The organism is Mesobacillus sp. LC4 (assembly GCF_053543455.1).
In genome coordinates, this window is record NZ_JBGCUB010000010.1 from 1 (window position 1) to 17846 (window position 17846).

At 42.5% G+C, this 17846-nt stretch carries 18 protein-coding genes; 2 read left to right on the plus strand and 16 right to left on the minus strand.

What is annotated here, in order from left to right; genetic code table 11:
- Positions 1–73: 73 nt before the first annotated feature.
- The 10 genes from AB5I83_RS21095 to AB5I83_RS21140 all read right to left on the minus strand — a co-directional run bounded on the left by AB5I83_RS21095 (position 74) and on the right by AB5I83_RS21140 (position 10986).
- The gene (locus tag AB5I83_RS21095; RefSeq protein WP_448978323.1) at positions 74–2284 is read right to left on the minus strand and encodes a penicillin-binding protein; all 2211 of its coding nucleotides are present in this window, start codon (positions 2282–2284) and stop codon (positions 74–76) included.
- Positions 2284–2640, minus strand: a complete 357-nt coding sequence (gene ftsL, locus AB5I83_RS21100; protein ID WP_448978325.1) for a cell division protein FtsL — start codon at positions 2638–2640, stop codon at positions 2284–2286. Before ftsL ends, AB5I83_RS21095 begins: the two co-directional genes overlap by 1 nt.
- A gap of 40 nt (positions 2641–2680) precedes the next feature.
- Positions 2681–3619 (minus strand): 16S rRNA (cytosine(1402)-N(4))-methyltransferase RsmH, encoded by a 939-nt coding sequence (gene rsmH, locus AB5I83_RS21105; RefSeq protein WP_448978428.1) that lies wholly within the window; start codon positions 3617–3619, stop codon positions 2681–2683.
- A gap of 57 nt (positions 3620–3676) precedes the next feature.
- Complete coding sequence (gene mraZ, locus AB5I83_RS21110) at positions 3677–4108, minus strand: division/cell wall cluster transcriptional repressor MraZ (RefSeq protein WP_102262102.1); 432 nt, start codon at positions 4106–4108, stop codon at positions 3677–3679.
- 381 nt (positions 4109–4489) lie between these two features.
- Positions 4490–6124: a bacillithiol biosynthesis cysteine-adding enzyme BshC gene (gene bshC, locus AB5I83_RS21115; RefSeq protein WP_448978327.1), complete on the minus strand. Its 1635-nt coding sequence runs from the start codon at positions 6122–6124 to the stop codon at positions 4490–4492.
- Positions 6125–6328: 204 nt separating this feature from the next.
- Positions 6329–6721 (minus strand): DUF3397 domain-containing protein, encoded by a 393-nt coding sequence (locus tag AB5I83_RS21120; protein WP_448978329.1) that lies wholly within the window; start codon positions 6719–6721, stop codon positions 6329–6331.
- Positions 6718–7614 carry a 2-dehydropantoate 2-reductase gene (locus AB5I83_RS21125; RefSeq protein ID WP_448978331.1) on the minus strand — a complete coding sequence of 299 codons (897 nt, stop codon included), beginning with the start codon at positions 7612–7614 and terminating at the stop codon, positions 6718–6720. Before AB5I83_RS21125 ends, AB5I83_RS21120 begins: the two co-directional genes overlap by 4 nt.
- 239 nt (positions 7615–7853) lie before the next feature.
- On the minus strand, positions 7854–9395 hold the full coding sequence (locus tag AB5I83_RS21130) for an acyl-CoA carboxylase subunit beta (RefSeq protein ID WP_448978333.1): 1542 nt from the start codon (positions 9393–9395) through the stop codon (positions 7854–7856).
- A 21-nt stretch (positions 9396–9416) separates the two neighbouring features.
- The gene (locus AB5I83_RS21135; protein WP_041965515.1) at positions 9417–9629 is read right to left on the minus strand and encodes an acetyl-CoA carboxylase biotin carboxyl carrier protein subunit; all 213 of its coding nucleotides are present in this window, start codon (positions 9627–9629) and stop codon (positions 9417–9419) included.
- 13 nt (positions 9630–9642) lie between these two features.
- Entirely contained in the window at positions 9643–10986 is a 1344-nt protein-coding gene (locus tag AB5I83_RS21140; RefSeq protein ID WP_448978335.1) for an acetyl-CoA carboxylase biotin carboxylase subunit, read from the minus strand.
- 307 nt (positions 10987–11293) lie between these two features.
- On the opposite strand from AB5I83_RS21140, the gene AB5I83_RS21145 reads away from it, so the two are divergent.
- Entirely contained in the window at positions 11294–11767 is a 474-nt protein-coding gene (locus AB5I83_RS21145) for an N-acetyltransferase (protein WP_448978337.1), read from the plus strand.
- Between the two features lie 105 nt (positions 11768–11872).
- Here AB5I83_RS21145 and AB5I83_RS21150 read toward each other — a convergent pair whose 3' ends face one another.
- The 4 genes from AB5I83_RS21150 to AB5I83_RS21165 form a co-directional block, all read right to left on the minus strand.
- Positions 11873–12493, minus strand: a complete 621-nt coding sequence (locus AB5I83_RS21150; RefSeq protein ID WP_448978339.1) for an RsfA family transcriptional regulator — start codon at positions 12491–12493, stop codon at positions 11873–11875.
- A gap of 79 nt (positions 12494–12572) precedes the next feature.
- The gene (locus AB5I83_RS21155; protein ID WP_448978341.1) at positions 12573–13343 is read right to left on the minus strand and encodes an enoyl-CoA hydratase/isomerase family protein; all 771 of its coding nucleotides are present in this window, start codon (positions 13341–13343) and stop codon (positions 12573–12575) included.
- 207 nt (positions 13344–13550) lie between these two features.
- Complete coding sequence (gene rpmF / locus AB5I83_RS21160; protein WP_023615018.1) at positions 13551–13724, minus strand: 50S ribosomal protein L32; 174 nt, start codon at positions 13722–13724, stop codon at positions 13551–13553.
- Positions 13725–13804: 80 nt separating this feature from the next.
- Positions 13805–14329, minus strand: coding sequence for a YceD family protein (locus tag AB5I83_RS21165; RefSeq protein ID WP_167831841.1), 525 nt, complete (start codon positions 14327–14329; stop codon positions 13805–13807).
- 146 nt (positions 14330–14475) lie between these two features.
- Here AB5I83_RS21165 and AB5I83_RS21170 point away from each other — a divergent pair, with 146 nt between their 5' ends.
- On the plus strand, positions 14476–15693 hold the full coding sequence (locus AB5I83_RS21170; RefSeq protein WP_448978343.1) for a nucleotidyltransferase: 1218 nt from the start codon (positions 14476–14478) through the stop codon (positions 15691–15693).
- Positions 15694–15758: 65 nt separating this feature from the next.
- Here AB5I83_RS21170 and AB5I83_RS21175 read toward each other — a convergent pair whose 3' ends face one another.
- On the minus strand, positions 15759–16784 hold the full coding sequence (locus tag AB5I83_RS21175; RefSeq protein ID WP_448978345.1) for a SepM family pheromone-processing serine protease: 1026 nt from the start codon (positions 16782–16784) through the stop codon (positions 15759–15761).
- Complete coding sequence (locus AB5I83_RS21180; protein ID WP_209437904.1) at positions 16781–17596, minus strand: patatin-like phospholipase family protein; 816 nt, start codon at positions 17594–17596, stop codon at positions 16781–16783. The genes AB5I83_RS21175 and AB5I83_RS21180 overlap by 4 nt, the downstream gene beginning before the upstream one ends.
- Positions 17597–17846 lie beyond the last annotated feature (250 nt).

Consider the following 17846-nt stretch of genomic DNA (forward strand, 5'->3'; position numbering starts at 1 on the left):
ATCTTGTCCGAACCGGCAACTACTGCATTCACATATGTCAGGCACCGCAAAAAAAAAAAAAAAGAGGAAGGGCTCATCCGCCAACTTCCTCTGCTTCTTCACTTTCTTCCTCTGGTTTCAATGATTTCTCAAATTGCTGTAAAGGGGTTTCCAGCTCGACGATCAGGTTTTCCCCTTCATTGATCGGTATCCCCGGCTTTAGGCTTTGTTTTGTGACATAACCACTGCCGGCTTTATTTAGCTTAATATCTGCAATCTGTGCCAGCTTCATGACATCCCTGAGTGACCAGTCTGTCATGTCTGGGTAGGTCATGACTCCGGACGCTTTGATAAAGACCTTTTCTCCTTCAAGTGCCATGATCTCAGCCTTTGGCAACTGGTCCTCTACCTGGCTGCCGTCACCAACCAATACTGTCTCAAACCCTTTTGATTCAAGCAGTTTTTTTGCTTCTGCTGGATTCAGCCCTGTTACATCTGGCACCGGACTAGAGTCGGCTTTTTCCATGGATGCAGGTTTGATATTCAAATACTGGAGACTGCTTTTCATTACTGATTTAAAAATCATTGAGGTTGGAATTGAACCTTTAAAGTAATGATCGATTTCTGGCTGCTGGACAGCTACATAGACAATCAGCTTCGGATCATCCTTCGGTGCCATCCCAAGGAATGAGAATAAATAATCATTCGCCCCGCCAAGGTATCTTCCGTTTTCTGTTAAGTTCGCTGTCCCTGTTTTACCGGCAACCTCGTAGCCATCGATCGCGTACGACTTACCAGTACCGTGTTCACCAGTGACAACGGTCCCCAAAACTTCTCTAACTTGCTTGGCGGTTTCAGCAGAAATAGGCTGGCCTACAGACTTTGATTCCTCTTGTTTGATGACATCACCAGTGTTTGGGTCGACTATCTTATCGATTACTCGGGGCTTCATCATCGTCCCATTATTCGCTACGGCTGTTGCTGCCTGGATCATTTGGATCGGAGTTACCGTTGTACCTTGTCCATATGAGGTGGTGATTTTCTCAATCGGCCATCGATAGACTATTGTTCCGGACGCTTCATTCGGCAGATCGATACCGGTAGGTTCATCAAAACCAAATTTCGTCAAATACTCCCGGAATTTTTCTGTTCCGATTTTTTCATTTACCAGCTTTGCCACCGCCACGTTCGAGGAGCGCTGGATTCCTTCAAGATAGGTAATGGAACCCCAGCCACTGCCGTTATGATCTCGAATCGGCTTGGAGTTTTCTGTAACTTTATAAGAACCAGATTTGTACCACTCATTCGGATCCCACTTATTTTCCTCGATTGCCGCTGCTAACGTGAAGATTTTCATCGTCGAGCCTGGCTCAATCGGTGTTTCGACCACCTCATTATGCCAGCTGTTAGCCAATCCTTCCCTTGTTGTCGGGTGGAAGCTAGGCCGCTGGGCCATCGCAAGAATATCACCAGTCTTTGGATCAGCCACGACTGCAATGATTTTCTTTGGCTTATATTCCTCATCAACACGGTCGACGGCATCCTCCACGAATGTTTGGATCTTCTTGTCAATCGTTAGATATACATTGCTGCCATCTTTGGCAGGTGTGACTTTTTTCTCTCCATCTGGTAAAAGAAAGCCCCATAAATCACTTTCAAAAGCAAGTGAGCCATTTTTGCCTGTTAATACCTCATTAAGAGTTTTCTCTACCCCTAACTGACCGGTAGTAACTGATTTCTTTTCTTCGTTCTCTTCATTTTCCACAAAACCGACTAGATGAGATGAAAAAACACCATTCGGATAAAACCTCTTTGAATCTCGCAAAAAAGTTATTCCAGGAAGCTTTTCCTCTTCTATCTCTCGCTTGGCTTGATGGGAAATATCACGGCCGGCCTTTCCGAATTCAACCTGCCAGGCCCCTTTTTTTGTCAGCCTATTGTATATCTCGGACTCGCTCATATCGATATATTTCGCCAGCACAGCAGCAGTTTTAGCCGGATCGGTCACATGTTTTGGCTTCTTTTTATTTGTGGTCACTGAATCATTCAGGATTGCGACAAGCGTATAGGCTGTTGTATCTTCTGCAACCACCTCGCCTTTTCGGTCAAAAATCGTACCCCTGGTCGCCTCAATAATTTTTTCATTAGAATACTTCTGCTGCGCCCTTGCAGCCAGGGCTTGTCCATGTACCTCTCCCGTAACCTGGATGGAAATGAACCTGAAAATCAAGATAAAAAAGAGCAGGCTGAATATTACGAATAATACCGCTGCTCCTGCATTCATATTTGGCTGTTTCTTAATCATCAGTTTTCCACACCTTTAACATTGTCTTCATTCAATGTTAAACCGAGCTTTTCTGTTACCTGTTTGATTCTTTCATAGGTACTTAATTCGCTAATCTGGATTTCAAGGTCACTGTTAATCTTTTGCTGCTCCTGAATGTTGCCTTCAATGATTTGAATTTCTTTGTTGACTTCGTAAATGGCTGCCTGTTTTGAAACCATGAATGTTGCGCCGAAACAAACTATTGCTCCGAAAACAAACATCAGGATCTTTTCGCCGGGCGTCAATATTGAATTGCGTCTTGCCGGCGCTTTTGCCGGTGACTGAACAGTGCGCTGCTGCTGTTCTTGCTGCAATTTTCTAGCCAGATTGCTCATCTTTTTCCCTCCTGAAAAATATATTTTGTATTTTTATATTTTATTTTTTTACTTTTTCAGCGATACGCAGCTTTGCAGATCTTGCACGATTATTGAATTCCAGCTCTTCCTCGGAAGGAAGGATTGGTTTTCTGTTGACCAGCTTTAGCTTAGGCTGGTATTCTTCTGGAATGATCGGCAACCCCGGAGGCAACGGCGGTGTTTCGCTCGCTTTTTTCAAGGTAACCTTACAAATCCTGTCTTCGAGAGAGTGGAAGGTGATGACACTGATCCTTCCGCCTACAGAGAGAAGGTCGATTGCCTGCTCTAGCGATTTTTCAAATACACCAAGTTCATCATTTACCGCAATCCTTACTGCCTGGAAAACTCGTTTGGCCGGATGACCGCCTTTTCTCCTTGCAGGTGCAGGAATTGCATCCTTGATCAACTCGACAAGCTCACCAGTGGTTTCAACCGGTTTACTTTCCCTTGCCGCCTCAATCTTGCGGGCAATTTGCTTTGAAAACTTCTCTTCTCCATACTGGAAAAAGATTTTGACCAATTTTTCATATGGCCATTCATTAATGACATCGTAAGCGGACAATGAAGCATCCTGGTCCATCCGCATATCAAGCGGAGCGTCATGGTGATAACTGAAGCCGCGTTCCGGAGTATCCAGCTGCGGGGATGAAACACCCAAATCATAAAGGATTCCATCAACTTCTGTAACACCCAGCTTTTCAAGTTCTTCCTGTAAGTAAAGGAAATTACTTTTAATGATCGTCAGCCTGTCGCCATATGCAGCAAGCTTTTCTTTTGCATTCGCAATAGCGATATCGTCCTGGTCGAACGCGTATAGCTTTCCTTCTTCCGAAAGCTTAGACAAAATCAATTCACTGTGGCCTGCGCCACCGAGAGTGCAATCCACATATGTACCGTCAGGCTTGATATTGAGCCCGTCTACTGTTTCTTCCAGTAAAACTGTTGTATGTTTGAACATCATGATCCACCTTTCCAATCGAGGAGCAGGTAATATTATATCAGAATAATGTTACCCTTAAATATCAAATCCAATCATATTTTCCGCAATTTCAGCAAAAGATTCCTCAGATTCTGCGAAATATTCTTCCCAGATGGCTTTGCTCCAAATTTCAATTCGATTGGAAACACCTAAAATCACACATTCTTTCTCAAGCTTGGCGTATTGCATCAGCGGAGATGGGATATTGACTCTCCCCTGTTTGTCAATTTCACTCTCGGTAGCACCCGAAAAGAAAAAACGGGTAAATGCACGAGCATCTTTTTTAGTCAGTGGAAGTCCTTTGAGCTTTTCTTCGATCACTGACCATTCAGAAACGGGGTAACCAAATAAACACTGGTCAAGTCCACGGGTAAGAATAAACATTTCTCCCAAGTTTTCACGGACCTTGGCAGGGATGATCAATCGGCCTTTGCTATCAACATTATGATGGTATTCACCCATGAACATGCCACTACCCCCACTTTCTAAATACAATGTACCACATTCCCCCACTTTTCACCACCTTATTTTAATTATTCTCCCCACGCCTTTAAAATCCTCCCGAAAAAATTCATTTCCATGAATTTCTTTAATTTTTAAAATGTTGCTTTAACCTTATTTGCTCGTATCTCTTCCTCTCGGGTAATGCAGCCGTACTGCTTTTACCGTAATTCCTCTTTTCCTTGCATTTCGGGTAAAGCAGAGCCGCTCCTTTTACCGTAAAACCTCTTCTCCCCTCATTTCAGGCAAAGCAGCGTTCTGCTTTTACCTTAATTCCTCTTTTCCCTTTATTTCGGGTAGAGTTATTACACATAAAAAAACTCCATCCTATAAGGATGAAGCTGAAAGTTACAACTTTATAATTTTGTGTGTTCCATCGAATTCGAAATCAAGCTTTAGTAAGTCGGGGATTAAATCCAACCCGTACTTATTAAGATAGTAGAATGGGTTCCAGACTCTTTCCTGCGGGGAGCCGCCTGGTCTTAACGCATTTTCTACCCTTGTGAACTTTCGGAGGATATGATCATGCTTCCTGCAAATGGCCTCTACTATCTTATCTTCCATGAATTCAACCTGCTTGATCAGGATGGATTCATTCTTGTGGAGCATGGGCATTAATACAGGATCAATTCCATTTGATTTGTCTCGGATGACTTTATATTGATCTGCCAGCATGGTTTTTACATTCTCGAAAAGTTCTTCTACTTCACGATCCTTCAGGGAATCGATAAATTTCAACTCATGTCCATTTGTGCCAGAAATTAAAACCTCTTTTAAATCAAGGTTAAGTTCTTCAAGATCAGTCTCAATCGACCTTTCGAGCAATGTAATGTTGAGTCTTGGAACAAGCGGCGGCATTTTGAGACCGAAATGTTCAAAAGCCGTTGTCAACTCAGCCCAATATGCAATTTCTCCTGGACCGCCAATGAACGCAAGTGTTGGGAACAGCCACTCCTGCATTAACGGACGAGTTACTACATTATTGCTGAGCTTCTCTGGATATTCGCTGGCAATCTCCACAAGCTCATCATATGTGAAGCTGACATCTCCATTCTTGCTCGAAAACCCTCCACTTTGTGGGTCAAACTGGAGCAAAATCCGTTCATTTACTTTTTCATCGTAAAAGAACAGGTTCGCTGCATTTTCGCTAATATCGATCATATTCGCAAATCCAGCATCAGCTGTGCGTTCTTGCTGCTCGAGAACAGCAGAAGTGATTTCACGATGATTGTTGATTTGATTGATAAAATAATCTTTTTCCAGCTTGCGCAGCTCTTTATTTCCTGAATCAACAATCAGCAAACCTGAATCCTTGAACAGCTCCATGATTATCCTTGCAAAAAAATCAACAAAAGATTCCGCAGTCTTCAACGATTCAAGGGCAAATTCCAATACCTGTTTTGTGTGTTTTGTCTCACCATAGGTTTCTATGATTTCTTCAACCCAGGAATAACAAAGCTCCCTGTTGATACATACTTCTGAAATCATTTTTTTCTCAAGATTCTTTTCTGGATAAATCCACTTTTCCTGCTTATTGTTCTTCATGACGTATACATGGTTAACTTCCTGATAATCATGGTCTTCTCCAGCAATCCAGAATACGGGTACGACCGGAACGCCAAGCTCCGCCTCTTTTTGTTCTGCGAGCTTGATAATGGAAATCACTTTATGGATCGTATACAGCGGACCAGTCAGAATGCCGGCTTGCTGTCCTCCGATGACAGCGACGCTATTTTCTTTTCGCAACTTACTAATATTTTCTGTTATTTTTTCAGTATCCGCAAAATCGGACATAAAGGACTGAATATGGTCTGCAAGCTCATTCCTCATAAAGCTTCTGTTTTTTAATTCATCCAGGCGATGAATATATGAGTTTTTATTTGTAAAATTATAATGAAAGAAGCTCTGAAGGCCAGGGCTCCCAGTTAGGTAATCTGTCGCAAACCGGTTCGCTGCCGGAAGAGAGAGATTCAACATCTCCATTTACTTGTACTTCCTTTCTCGTAAGCAATTTTCACTGTTATGAGTATAGCATTGTTTGAATTGAAAAGAAAAAAACTTTGCCTTTCGAAATTTCTAAAATCAAGATTGTTTTAAAATAAGTTTTTATAGTTTTCTCATTGGTTTTGGGGAAAAAGCCCTAAATAAAAAAGGCTGGACCCTCCTTCAGGACGGCCCAACACTTGATTAAGCAAACAGGAATGTCAGTCTCTTGAACAAACCATACAACACAAGGACGATGTAGGCAGAGAAGAATAGCAGGAAATTGAACCGCCAAAAGCCCTTGAATACTTTCGGCAACAATATTTCCTTTTTATATTTCCAGTGAATCAACACAAAGATAGCACCAAGTCCAAATAAGATGATCAGGATCAGCCATAAGAACGACTTCTGCCAAATGGTGATGATCAAAAAATGGACAGACAGCACCAGCAAAAAGGTACTGAAATCAAGAGCCATATTGACTGAGCGCCGATGATTTCCTGTAATTTGTTTACTGATGATGAACACAGTGAGGTAGCCAATCATTGGAACTGTGATCAATGTGGCAACAAGTGCAGAAAAAAATCCCGGCATCATGCTCCCTCCCTTTCGTGCTCCTTCCCCTTTATGCAGTGATAGTAATTATGTATTAATGGAGCTTTTTTATTTTTGTTTTTTGCTAATTCGAGCAAGTAACCAAGGATGGCATCAACTTCTGTTTGCCTGCGGTTTTCAATATCCTTATACATGGATGAATGGTTATTTGCTGTTTTTTCGCAAACTGCCTTAAGGTTGTTGAAATACTGCTCTTTATCAGGCAGTTCAAGTATACATGCACATTCTTCGAACAATTGCTCAAAAATTTTAAAATAGTATGGATTGTGGACCAGTTCGCCATTTTTCACTTTAAGGATTGCCGTTAATGGGTTGATCACTGCATTGACCACAAGCTTTTTGATGAGCATTTCCTTAAATTCTGTTTCCAGGATAAATGGGAAGCCTGAAGCCGCCTTACTAGATAATTCTCTAAGAGCGCCTGGATTTCCTCTAAATACTGCAGTTCTTGTTACACCCACGCCATTATGTTGGACTGTATATCCGTTCACCCTAACAGCTCCGTGTTCGACAGAGCCAACATATACTTCATTTATTGCCAATTCTGAGAGCAATTTAATATGACCATAGCCATTTTGGAGGAAAAGGATGCTGCCCCTCATCTTTTCTTTTAGTTCAGGTAGTAATTTGGGAAGCTGATACTGTTTCACTGCAATAATTGTTAATTCTTCGTTCCCACCCCATTCCTTGATTGGGGCTGCTTTTAACCGGGATGTGCCCTGTTCTATTCCACCTTTAATAAGATGAAGTCCTTGTTCATTGATTTCGTTTGCTTGTTCCTGTGTCCGAGTGTAGATGAAGACCTCATTTTGCCCACTAAGGTAATAAGAAAATAATAAACCTATTGAGCCTCCACCGATTATCCCTATTTTCATAAATATCCCTCATTTTATCCTTTTTAAAAACAGGACATTTCTTGCTGCCTTTCAATAAATTCCAGCTGCAAAAACAGCCTTCATTCACAAATATCTATATGACTTTAGTCATATTTTAGCAGAAACAAATGCTTCTTAGGAAGAATCGATTATAGTAATTTTAATGAAATTTACTAGAGCTTTTGTTTTTGTTGTTTAAAATGAAAAGGAGACCCAAAAATGGATCTCCTTTTTAGCTTTTATACTGGGTAAACCGGGTGTTTTCTCACACTGAATTCCAATTCTTTCGTTTCGTAAAGTTTGAAGCGATCGATCAGTGCATTCCTCAGATCATTAGCAGCGACGATGTCGTCAACAATCAGTTCGGAGGCTAGCTTATAGATGTCGATACTTTCTTTATATTCCTGGTGCTTTTCCTGAACAAAGGCGATTTTTTCTTTCGGATCTTCAATTTGATTGATTTTGTTAGAGTATACTGCATTGACAGCAGCTTCAGGCCCCATAACTGCGATTTGGGCAGTCGGCAGGGCGATACAGCAATCTGGCTCGAATGCCGGTCCTGCCATTGCATATAATCCCGCTCCATATGCCTTGCGGACAATTACCGAGATTTTCGGTACGGTAGCTGAGCTCATTGCGGCAATCAGCTTCGCCCCATGGCGGATGATACCAGCTCTCTCCACCTTCGTACCGATCATGAATCCCGGAACGTCAGCAAGGAACAGCAATGGAATATGGAAGGCATCACATAACGTAATGAACTTCGCCGCTTTGTCCGCAGAATCAACGAACAATACTCCACCTTTAACCTTCGGCTGGTTGGCGATAATCCCGACAGCACGGCCGTCGATGCGAGCAAGTCCTGTAATGATTTCCGGTGCAAATAGCTTTTTGATTTCAAAGAAACTGCCTTCATCGATCAGCGCATCGATTCCTTCGTACATATCGAATGGCGCGTTTTGGTTCACTGGAACAATTTCTTCAAGCGATCTTCCTGCCTTAGGAGCAACTCCATCAACCAATTCTGTTTTTGACTTGAAATTTGCAGGGAAGTAGCTTAAATAGCGCTTCGCTGATTCAATAGCCTCTTCCTCACTGTAAACGAGCATATCACCTACACCGCTTACAGAGCAATGCATGCGGGCTCCACCCATTTCCTCAAGAGTTACCTTCTCACCAATAACCTTTTCTGCCATTCTTGGAGATCCGAGGTACATGGATGCATTTTGGTCCACCATGATCACGATATCGCAGAAAGCAGGAATATAAGCTCCTCCTGCTGCAGATGGCCCGAAGAGAAGGCAGATTTGCGGTATCACTCCGGATAATTTCACCTGATTATAAAAAATCTTGCCCGCTCCACGCCTGTTCGGGAACATATCGAGCTGGTCCGTGATCCTGGCACCGGCTGAATCGACCAGATACAATAAAGGCACCTTCAGTTTTTCTGCTGTTTCCTGGATCCTGATGATCTTCTCAACAGTCCTTGCGCCCCAGGAACCCGCTTTTATTGTTGAATCGTTCGCCATGACACAGACTGTTTGCCCGCCGATTTTGCCGACCGCTGTTACGACGCCATCTGCCGGAAGGTCGCCAGCCTGGAAGTTGGCAAATTTACCATCTTCCTCATAGACGCCATCATCAAATAATAGATTCAAACGCTCACGCACAAACAATTTATTTTGCTCAGCTAGCTTGTCATGATATTTCTGTTGTCCGCCAGCCTCGATTTGTTGAACTTTTTCCTGTAATGAATCCGTTAAAGTTTTCGCGGTAGTCATCCTTCTCCTCCTTAAAATCTATTATTCTAATACAAGAAGGACATCGCCTTCATTTACAAAGTCTCCGATGTTCACCTTCACTTCAGCAACGTTTCCAGCCCCTTGGCTTTCAACAGGAATCTCCATCTTCATTGATTCAAGCATCAGGACCTCCTGACCCTCTGATACTGTATCCCCCGCTGCTACCATCACATTCAGTACTGTCCCTGCCATATTTGCTGTAATTTCTTTCATTTCGTTTCCTCCTCTATTTAGATGCCAGTTTTCTTTCTGTTAAATAGGCTGTAGTATAATTGCCGGATTTGAAACCCTCTTCAGTCAAAATTTCCGCAAACAGCGGGGCATTCGATTTAATGCCTTCGAGTTTCAGCGTCGCGAAAAATTCCTGTGCAAGCTGGATTGCTTCTTCCCGGGTATTGCCCCCTACTATGCATTTGGCAACCATAGGGTCATAAAATGGAGTGACAGTCGAACCAGATTCATATCCAGAATCAACTCGAACGCCTTCTGCCTCCAGCCAAGAAAACTCGCTGATCTTGCCAGGTGAAGGCAGGAACCTTTCAGGATCTTCCGCATACAAACGGAATTCGATGGCCCAACCATCCTTTTTGATATCATCCTGAAGCAACGGAAGTTTTTCACCACGCGCAACGAGGATTTGCCACTTAACAAGATCCAGGCCAGTAATCGTTTCTGTGACTGGATGTTCTACCTGCAGTCTCGTGTTCATTTCAAGGAAATAGAAGTTTTCGTTCTCATCCACAATGAATTCCACAGTTCCTGCATTGACATAGTCCATCGCCTTAGCAGCTTTAACTGCCGTCACATACATCTTTTGCCTTGCTTCTTCCTTCAGGAATGGCGATGGTGCCTCTTCAATCACCTTTTGGTGGCGTCGCTGTACAGAGCAATCACGTTCAAACATATGGACATGGTTGCCATGAGTATCGCCAAAGATTTGCACCTCGACGTGACGCGCATTTTTGATGTATTTCTCAATGAATACTTCATCAGAGCCAAAATAAGCCTTAGCCCTGCCCTTCGTTGAATCATAATTCTTAGCGAGCGCTTGCTCATTTTCACAGAGCACCATGCCAATACCGCCCCCGCCTCCGCTCGCCTTCAGCATGACCGGGTAGCCAATTTCTTCTGCCAACCTGACAGCATCCTCGAGTGTTTTCAGACCCTGCTCACTGCCTGGCACTACTGGTACACCAGCTGCTTCCATTGTCGATCTCGCGATGATTTTATCACCCATTTTTTCAATCGTATCAGGAGCAGGACCAATGAAAGTCAAGCCAGCTTCCTTCACTTTACGGGCAAACCCTGCATTTTCAGATAAAAATCCATAACCAGGATGGATGCCGTCGACATTTTCTTCCTTTGCAATTCTTAAAATTTCATCTGCATTAAGATATGATTTTTGAACAGGTGGCTCGCCAATCCGGTAAGCACTGTCAGCTTCTTTAACAAAAGGCAAATTTTGATCAGCGTCAGAATATACAGCAACGGTCTTAACTCCAAGCTCGCGGCACGTTCGGATAATGCGAAGCGCAATTTCTCCTCTGTTTGCAATTAGTAATTTTTGCACGCTATTTCCCCTTTCCCGTAAAAAAATACGCTCACTATATAAAATTCTACAATATTCTGTTTTTTTCCTGCAAAAATTGGAACCGCTTTCTAAAATTCAAATGCAGAATTTTTCATGTTTTTATAATATAATAAAAATAGGCTATAAAAAACAAATATATTCTGCTGCCTTTAAATATTCTAAAATTCGGGTATATAAAGATTGCTGCTTTCAAAAAAATTGCTTCTGTCCACTCCGTATAAGGACCAAGCTTTTGCAAAGAGCAGCATACAATGAATTATAGGCGGCATGATTGGGGGATTGTTTTATGGTGAATAAAGTGGAAAAACTGAAAATCAATTATAAGACTTTAGAAGAATTCAAGAAATTCAAAGAGTACGGACACCAGGAGCTTTCGATGCTCGAGGATCTGGAAGCGAACATTGTGGAAAATGATAGCGATTCTCCGTTCTACGGAGTCTATTTCGGCGACAAGCTTGTCGCACGTATGAGCCTGTATCAGGTCAAGAAGCAATTTGACCGTTACTTCGAGCCTCCTCAGGACTATCTGGAGCTTTGGAAGTTAGAAGTCCTTCCAAATTACCAGGGCAAGGGCTATGGAAGAGCTCTTGTTGAATTTGCCAAGGGTTTTGGCTTGCCAATTAAAACGAATCCTCGGGTGAAATCCCAGGACTTCTGGGAAAAGATGAGCTTTACACCAGTTCATTATGACGTGGAAAGAGACCGTGGAGAGAATCCGCTTGTCTGGTATCCGGCTGGTGTAACAGAGCAGCTGCAATAATAAGCCCACTGACCCTGTTAAAAAATGTGCTTTTTCACAAGTTGAATTACTCTCTATAAGCATAAAATAATAGCGCCTGCCATTCTGGCAGGCGCTTTTTATTCCTTATTTCTCCACTTTTTCGAGATTGCCTTTACCCTCAACCTGGAAGTTCATTCTTTGTTGCTGATCCTCACTTTTAGGAGCTACTCTTTTTTTCGCCCGCTCCATGATGTCAATTAAAGCACGATAGTCTTCTTCCATCGATCGCAACTGCGTTTCCAATTTTTCATTTTCGGCAGACAAGTAATAGATTTGCTTTTCCAGACCGCGGATTTTTTCATTTTGAACATCCTGAGCGTTAGCAGTTCCCGCTTTTTCATAGAGCTCGTCGATATATTGTTTCACAGCTTCAATACTCATGCTTGATTGCTTTCCCTCTTGTTTTGAAGGGGGAATTGGCACTTCGCTCACAGGCGCCGCAGGCTCTTCTGCTCTCTCCTGTGTCTTTGCCTGTTTTTTCGCTTCCTTACGCTGCTTTTTCGCCAGCTCAATACCTGATTTATATTGCTTTCTCACATACGAGTTCCAGCGGAAACCACAGGCTGCAGCAGTCCTCGAAAGCTGTTTGCCTACTTCATCGAAGGCTTTTAATTGGGTACCGCCTTCTCGGATATTGCGCAATACTACTTCAGCCAGCAATAAATCTTCATCCTGTGACCAGGCATCCTGACGGGTTAATGGCATCAATAAATCCCTCCTATTGTTTTTTATTCATTCATATGCATCTAATAGGAAAGATAGACTGATATCACCTAATACCCTGTTAATTATTTTTATTTTTTTTCTTCATGAATTCGTCCACTTTAGTATGGTGGGCTTCATCCTCCCACAGCACGGCACATCTCGCTGCCTCTTCTTCCATCCTTTCTTTCATAGATAAAAGTTTCCACTTTTTAATCAATAATGTCTTATAAGCTTCTAAGACAGCGGTCTCTTTGTTCAAGCTTTCTTTCATAAATGAGTGACAGGCTTCTATCGGATCATCTTTATAAATATGCTGTATGAATCCAAATCCCTTGAGTTCTTCAGCGCTGTATATTTTTGCATCAAGCAGCATCTTCATCGCGATGTTTTGGGGAAGTTTCTCCATTAGGATCGATCCCCCTCCCCAACCTGTCGTAATTGCGAGGTTCCCCTGTACAAATCCCGCTTTCATCCCTTCTCTTCCAATCCGGAAGTCGCAGGCTGAAGCAATTTCACATCCTCCACCTACCGCAGACCCATTGAGTATCGCAATCGTCGGTTTTGGAAGGATAAGGAGCTTGTATAAAATACTAGCCATCCTTGAAAGCATTCCAAACGCCTCCGTTTCAGTTTTCAAACGGTGAAAGGCCGACAAATCGCCACCGGAACAAAATGCCTGGCTCCCTGCTCCTGTAATGGCAAATACTTTCACATCGTTTGCTGCAGCCATTTCAATGGCTTTCTCAAGTCCGGACATGACATCATAGTTTATCGCATTTCTCCTGTCAGGCCTGTTAATCGTAAAAAGCAGCACTCCATCTTTTTCTTTTGAAATTATGTATGGATTCATTGTGTTCCTCCTATAATTCTCGTCCCCTAAATTTTATCAATCTTCTGTACATTTAAAAAGCGATTAAACGAGTAGAATGGTTGGGTACCAAAAAAGAGAAGATTTCCTTTCGGAGGGGATTGACCGGAGGGGATTGAAGCATCTTTTAATCTTTGAAATGAAAAAAGCACAGGGATGCGGATGCATCCTGTGCTTTTTTCTAGAAAATTAGTCGTTTACAACTTCTTTTCCTTTGTATGTTCCGCAAGCTTTGCACACACGGTGAGCAAGTTTCATTTCACCGCAGTTAGGGCATGCTACCATACCCGGAACTTGTAATTTAAAATGAGTACGGCGTTTTCTTTTCGCAGTTTTAGACGTTCTTCTAAATGGTACAGCCATTCTTCCCACCTCCTTAAAAGGAATAAGAAAGTTTATGAAGGCCAGTCCTTTTCTGGACCTCCACGCTCTTTTTTAATACATTAGTCAGAGGAATCCTTAGAATCCTCAAAGAATTTTGCAAGTCCGGCAAGTCGGGGATCAAGTTTTTCGGATTTCTCCTGTTCCTCGATTACTTCCCAATCCTTACCTGACTGGGGTGCGCCTTCTTGACCAGCGCTATCATCACAGAATACTTGCATAGGAACTTCCACTAGCAAGATCTCCCTGATGATGGGTTCAAGATCAATGACATCGCCTGTTACTTGATAAACTTCCTCTTCAGCCTCATAGTCGTGGCTGTTTAACATGAAAGTTTCCGTAGTTTCCACATCAATTGGATATTTTACATCAACCAGCGTCCGTGAACAAGGCAGGATCAGATGTCCATTAATCCGGATATGGAATGTCACTCTTGTGGCACTGATATCCGCCCTTCCAGTTAGATGGATAGGAGATACCTCTCGGATTGTCGGATCTGTTTCCTTAATCGAGTCCAATCGGACAAACTCGTCAATAAGAAAGTCCTTGTTTCGATGTTTTTGTATCTGACTTATTGTCCATTTCATAGAATCACCCCAAGGCAACAAAGGTAATTATAGCCCTTCGCGTAATCATTTGTCAATATTTTTTCTTTACACTATAATTTACATAAATAATGTAAATTAAACTTCAAGACAATGCAATATCCATCTTAACATGAAGGAGTATAAGAATGAAAGCAGTTGGCGTCGTTGTTGAATATAATCCTTTCCATAATGGACACTTATATCACCTGCAGCAGGCGAAGGAGCAAACTGGTGCAGATGTCTCAATCGCGGCGATGAGCGGAAATTTCCTTCAGCGCGGTGAGCCCGCCCTCGTCTCGAAATGGGCAAGGACCAGGATGGCTCTTGCGGCAGGCGTTGATATCGTGTTTGAGCTACCCTACCGTTTTGCTACTCAGCATGCGGAAACCTTTGCAGAAGGTTCTGTTTCGATTCTTTCCGCTGCTGGTTGCGATACTCTTTGCTTCGGCAGTGAATCTGGAGAATTGGAATCATTCCAAAAAACAATTGTTTTTCTGGCAGAAAACGATGAAGCATTCCAGGAGAAAATTAAGTTTTATACAGGAGAAGGCCATAGCTATCCTAAATCAATTGCCCTAGCGTTCCAATCTCTGGCCCCATCGGAAAGCTTCATTGATATATCAAGACCGAATAATATTCTTGGACTTCATTACATACAGGCAATCATCAGCCAAAAAAGTTCAATGAAACCTGAAACAATTACGAGGAAAAATGCTGGTTATCATGATGAGCATTTTGCTTCAGCCACAATTGCCAGCGCCACCAGTATACGCAAAGCATTATTTGGATCAGCTGGAGAAATTGAAACAATCAAGCAATACGTACCAGAAACGACCTACGAGCAGCTTATTAACTACAGAGAGCAATATGGCGGATTCCATTCATGGGAAAATTATTGGCCTTTGTTGAAATATAAACTGCTCCAAAGCACCTCATCTCAACTAAGAGAATTTTATGAAGTGGAAGAAGGGCTGGAGAACAGATTGCTTGCCGCTGCAGGATCATCAGACTCTTTCCAGCAATTCATGGAATCCATCAAAACGAAACGTTATACGTGGACAAGGCTGCAGAGGGTCTGCCTTCATATTTTAACCAATACGCGCAAAGAGACCATGAAAATGAGCGAAAAAACAGCTAATTATTTGCGTCTATTAGGTGCAACGGAAAAAGGACGTTCCTATCTGAACACGATGAAAAAGGATTTCAGCCTGCCGCTTGTATCAAAGCTTTCCGGGTTTTCTGATCCAGATATCGAGCTGGATATCAAAGCATCAAAGATTTACGCTCTTGGCCAAAGTGGCAAAGGACAAGAACAGCTGTTTTCGGAAGAATTCGGCCGGCCTCCTATCATGTTGAAATCATGAGAAGAACAGCACCTCATTTTTTACCTTTGTGGTATAAAAGAAGCCAAAAGAAAAATCAAGCTGTCTCAGCTTGATTTTTCTTTTAAGTTTTCCAGATAAGATACAGCTTCATCAAATGTATCCACTGGGACAATTTTCATTTTTGTATTGATATCTTCCGCGGCAATCAGCGCCTCTTCGTAGTTTGAGCCCTTAGCTCCTTTTTCAGACGGAGCAAAGAAGATTTCAGCACCAGCCTTATCAGCTGCCACGACTTTCTGTTGAATTCCACCGATCCTGCCCACCGTTCCATCAGGACTCATTGTCCCTGTGCCGGCTATTTCATATCCTTTTGTCAAATCTTCCTCAATTAATTGATTATAGATTTCCAGCGAGAACATAAAACCTGCCGATGGACCGCCGATCTCATCTGATTGAACCGTTACGTCAGGTTCAACGTCAATTTCCTTGTCATCCACAAGCTGAATTCCTACGACAGGCCGGTCGCTTCCATCATCAAGGGCTTTTAACGGAACTTTTACTGAATTTGTTTTTCCATTCCTTTTATAAGTAAGCTCCACTGTATCGCCGGGCTTTTTCGAACTGATATATTCAATAAAATCCTCAGATGATCTAAATTCATTCCCATCCACCTCGAAAACCAAATCTCCAGGCATCAGCTTGCCTTCAGCAGGCATTCCTTCCATGATCCTTAACACATACACTCCTTTATATGTGTAATCAACTGGTTTCCCTGCTTTTTTATAGGCGACCTCGATTGCAGCTGTCTTCGAGTTATCCATCATGTGAAGCTGACGAATATTATATTCCTCATCAGATTCATTCTCTGCTCTTATATCTTCTACAGGGAAGATTTCCTGGTATTTGCTCAGCTTCGCAATGATATAGGCATAAATATTCGCTCTTCCCATCCGGACCGTCGTAAGCATGAAGCTTCCTTCCTCATCGTACCCATCTTCAACCTCGACAATCGGTTCCAGCTCTTTTGCCATTCCCGGTTTTGTCACATAGTAAGGCAAGTAAAATAGAGCACTCGCCATTATTAATATTGCTGCGAATATAGACAGAGTTATAGATTTTTTCCTGCTCATTCTGTTTGGGGCTCCTTCCATTCTTCCATGCACTTTTTAATCTTATCGATGTGCTTTTTAGCTTCCTCTTCACCAATCGCAATGATTTCTTCTATATTAGTGAAGGCCTTGGAATTAAACATTTCAACCGGCGGCCTGAGCATTACATCTGATGCAACCTCACGATTTGCGACCAACTCCATTTGCATGATATCAATACTCTGCATGATCACATCGAAAATGGAGGTTACCTCCTCGTTTATCTTCACGCTGGAAACATCAACTGCGATGACGATATCTGCTCCCATCTCCTTAGCGACAGAAACAGGAATCCGGTCTACGACTCCGCCATCGACGAACAATCTTCCATCCAGCTTTTCGGGAACAAATATGCCCGGAATGGCAATACTTGCTCTCACCGCTTCCGCCACAGGACCGCTTTTAAAGACAACCTTCTCTCCTGACATCAGGTCGGTTGCAACGATACCAATCGGGATATCCAGCTCCTCAATCTTTTTCCCATGTGTGAAAATCCTAATAAGCTCCTTCACTCTTTTCCCTGCGATAAAACCCATCTTTGGAACTGTAAAATCAAGGTAATATTTCCTTTTGAACACACGTGATAATTTATATAGCCGTTCAACGTCCAGGCCGGCACCGTAGAAAGATGCCACTAGCGCTCCCATGCTGCTTCCGGCAATCAAATCAATAGGAATGCCTTCATCCTTGAGAACCTTAATGACACCCAGATGGGCGAATCCCCGTGCTCCACCTGATCCAAGAGCTAAACCTACCTTTGGACTTGCCAAAGCTTTTTCCTCCCTTAAAACCATGATTTTTTCAGGTACAGGCTAAACTTGGTCTAAATTAACGTTCAGCGAGTATATTGATTTATATGAGGACAAGGGTGACAACTAAACATCATTTATGTATTTTTCAGCTCTTTCCTTATCTTTTCTTTTGCAGAGGCAACTAGCATTTACGTACATAGATTTTCCTGGGAAAGAGCATGGTTTAAAGTAGATGTACAGCTTCTAGGATATTCGAAAGATACAAGCAGTCTGAACGGATAAAATGGGAAGT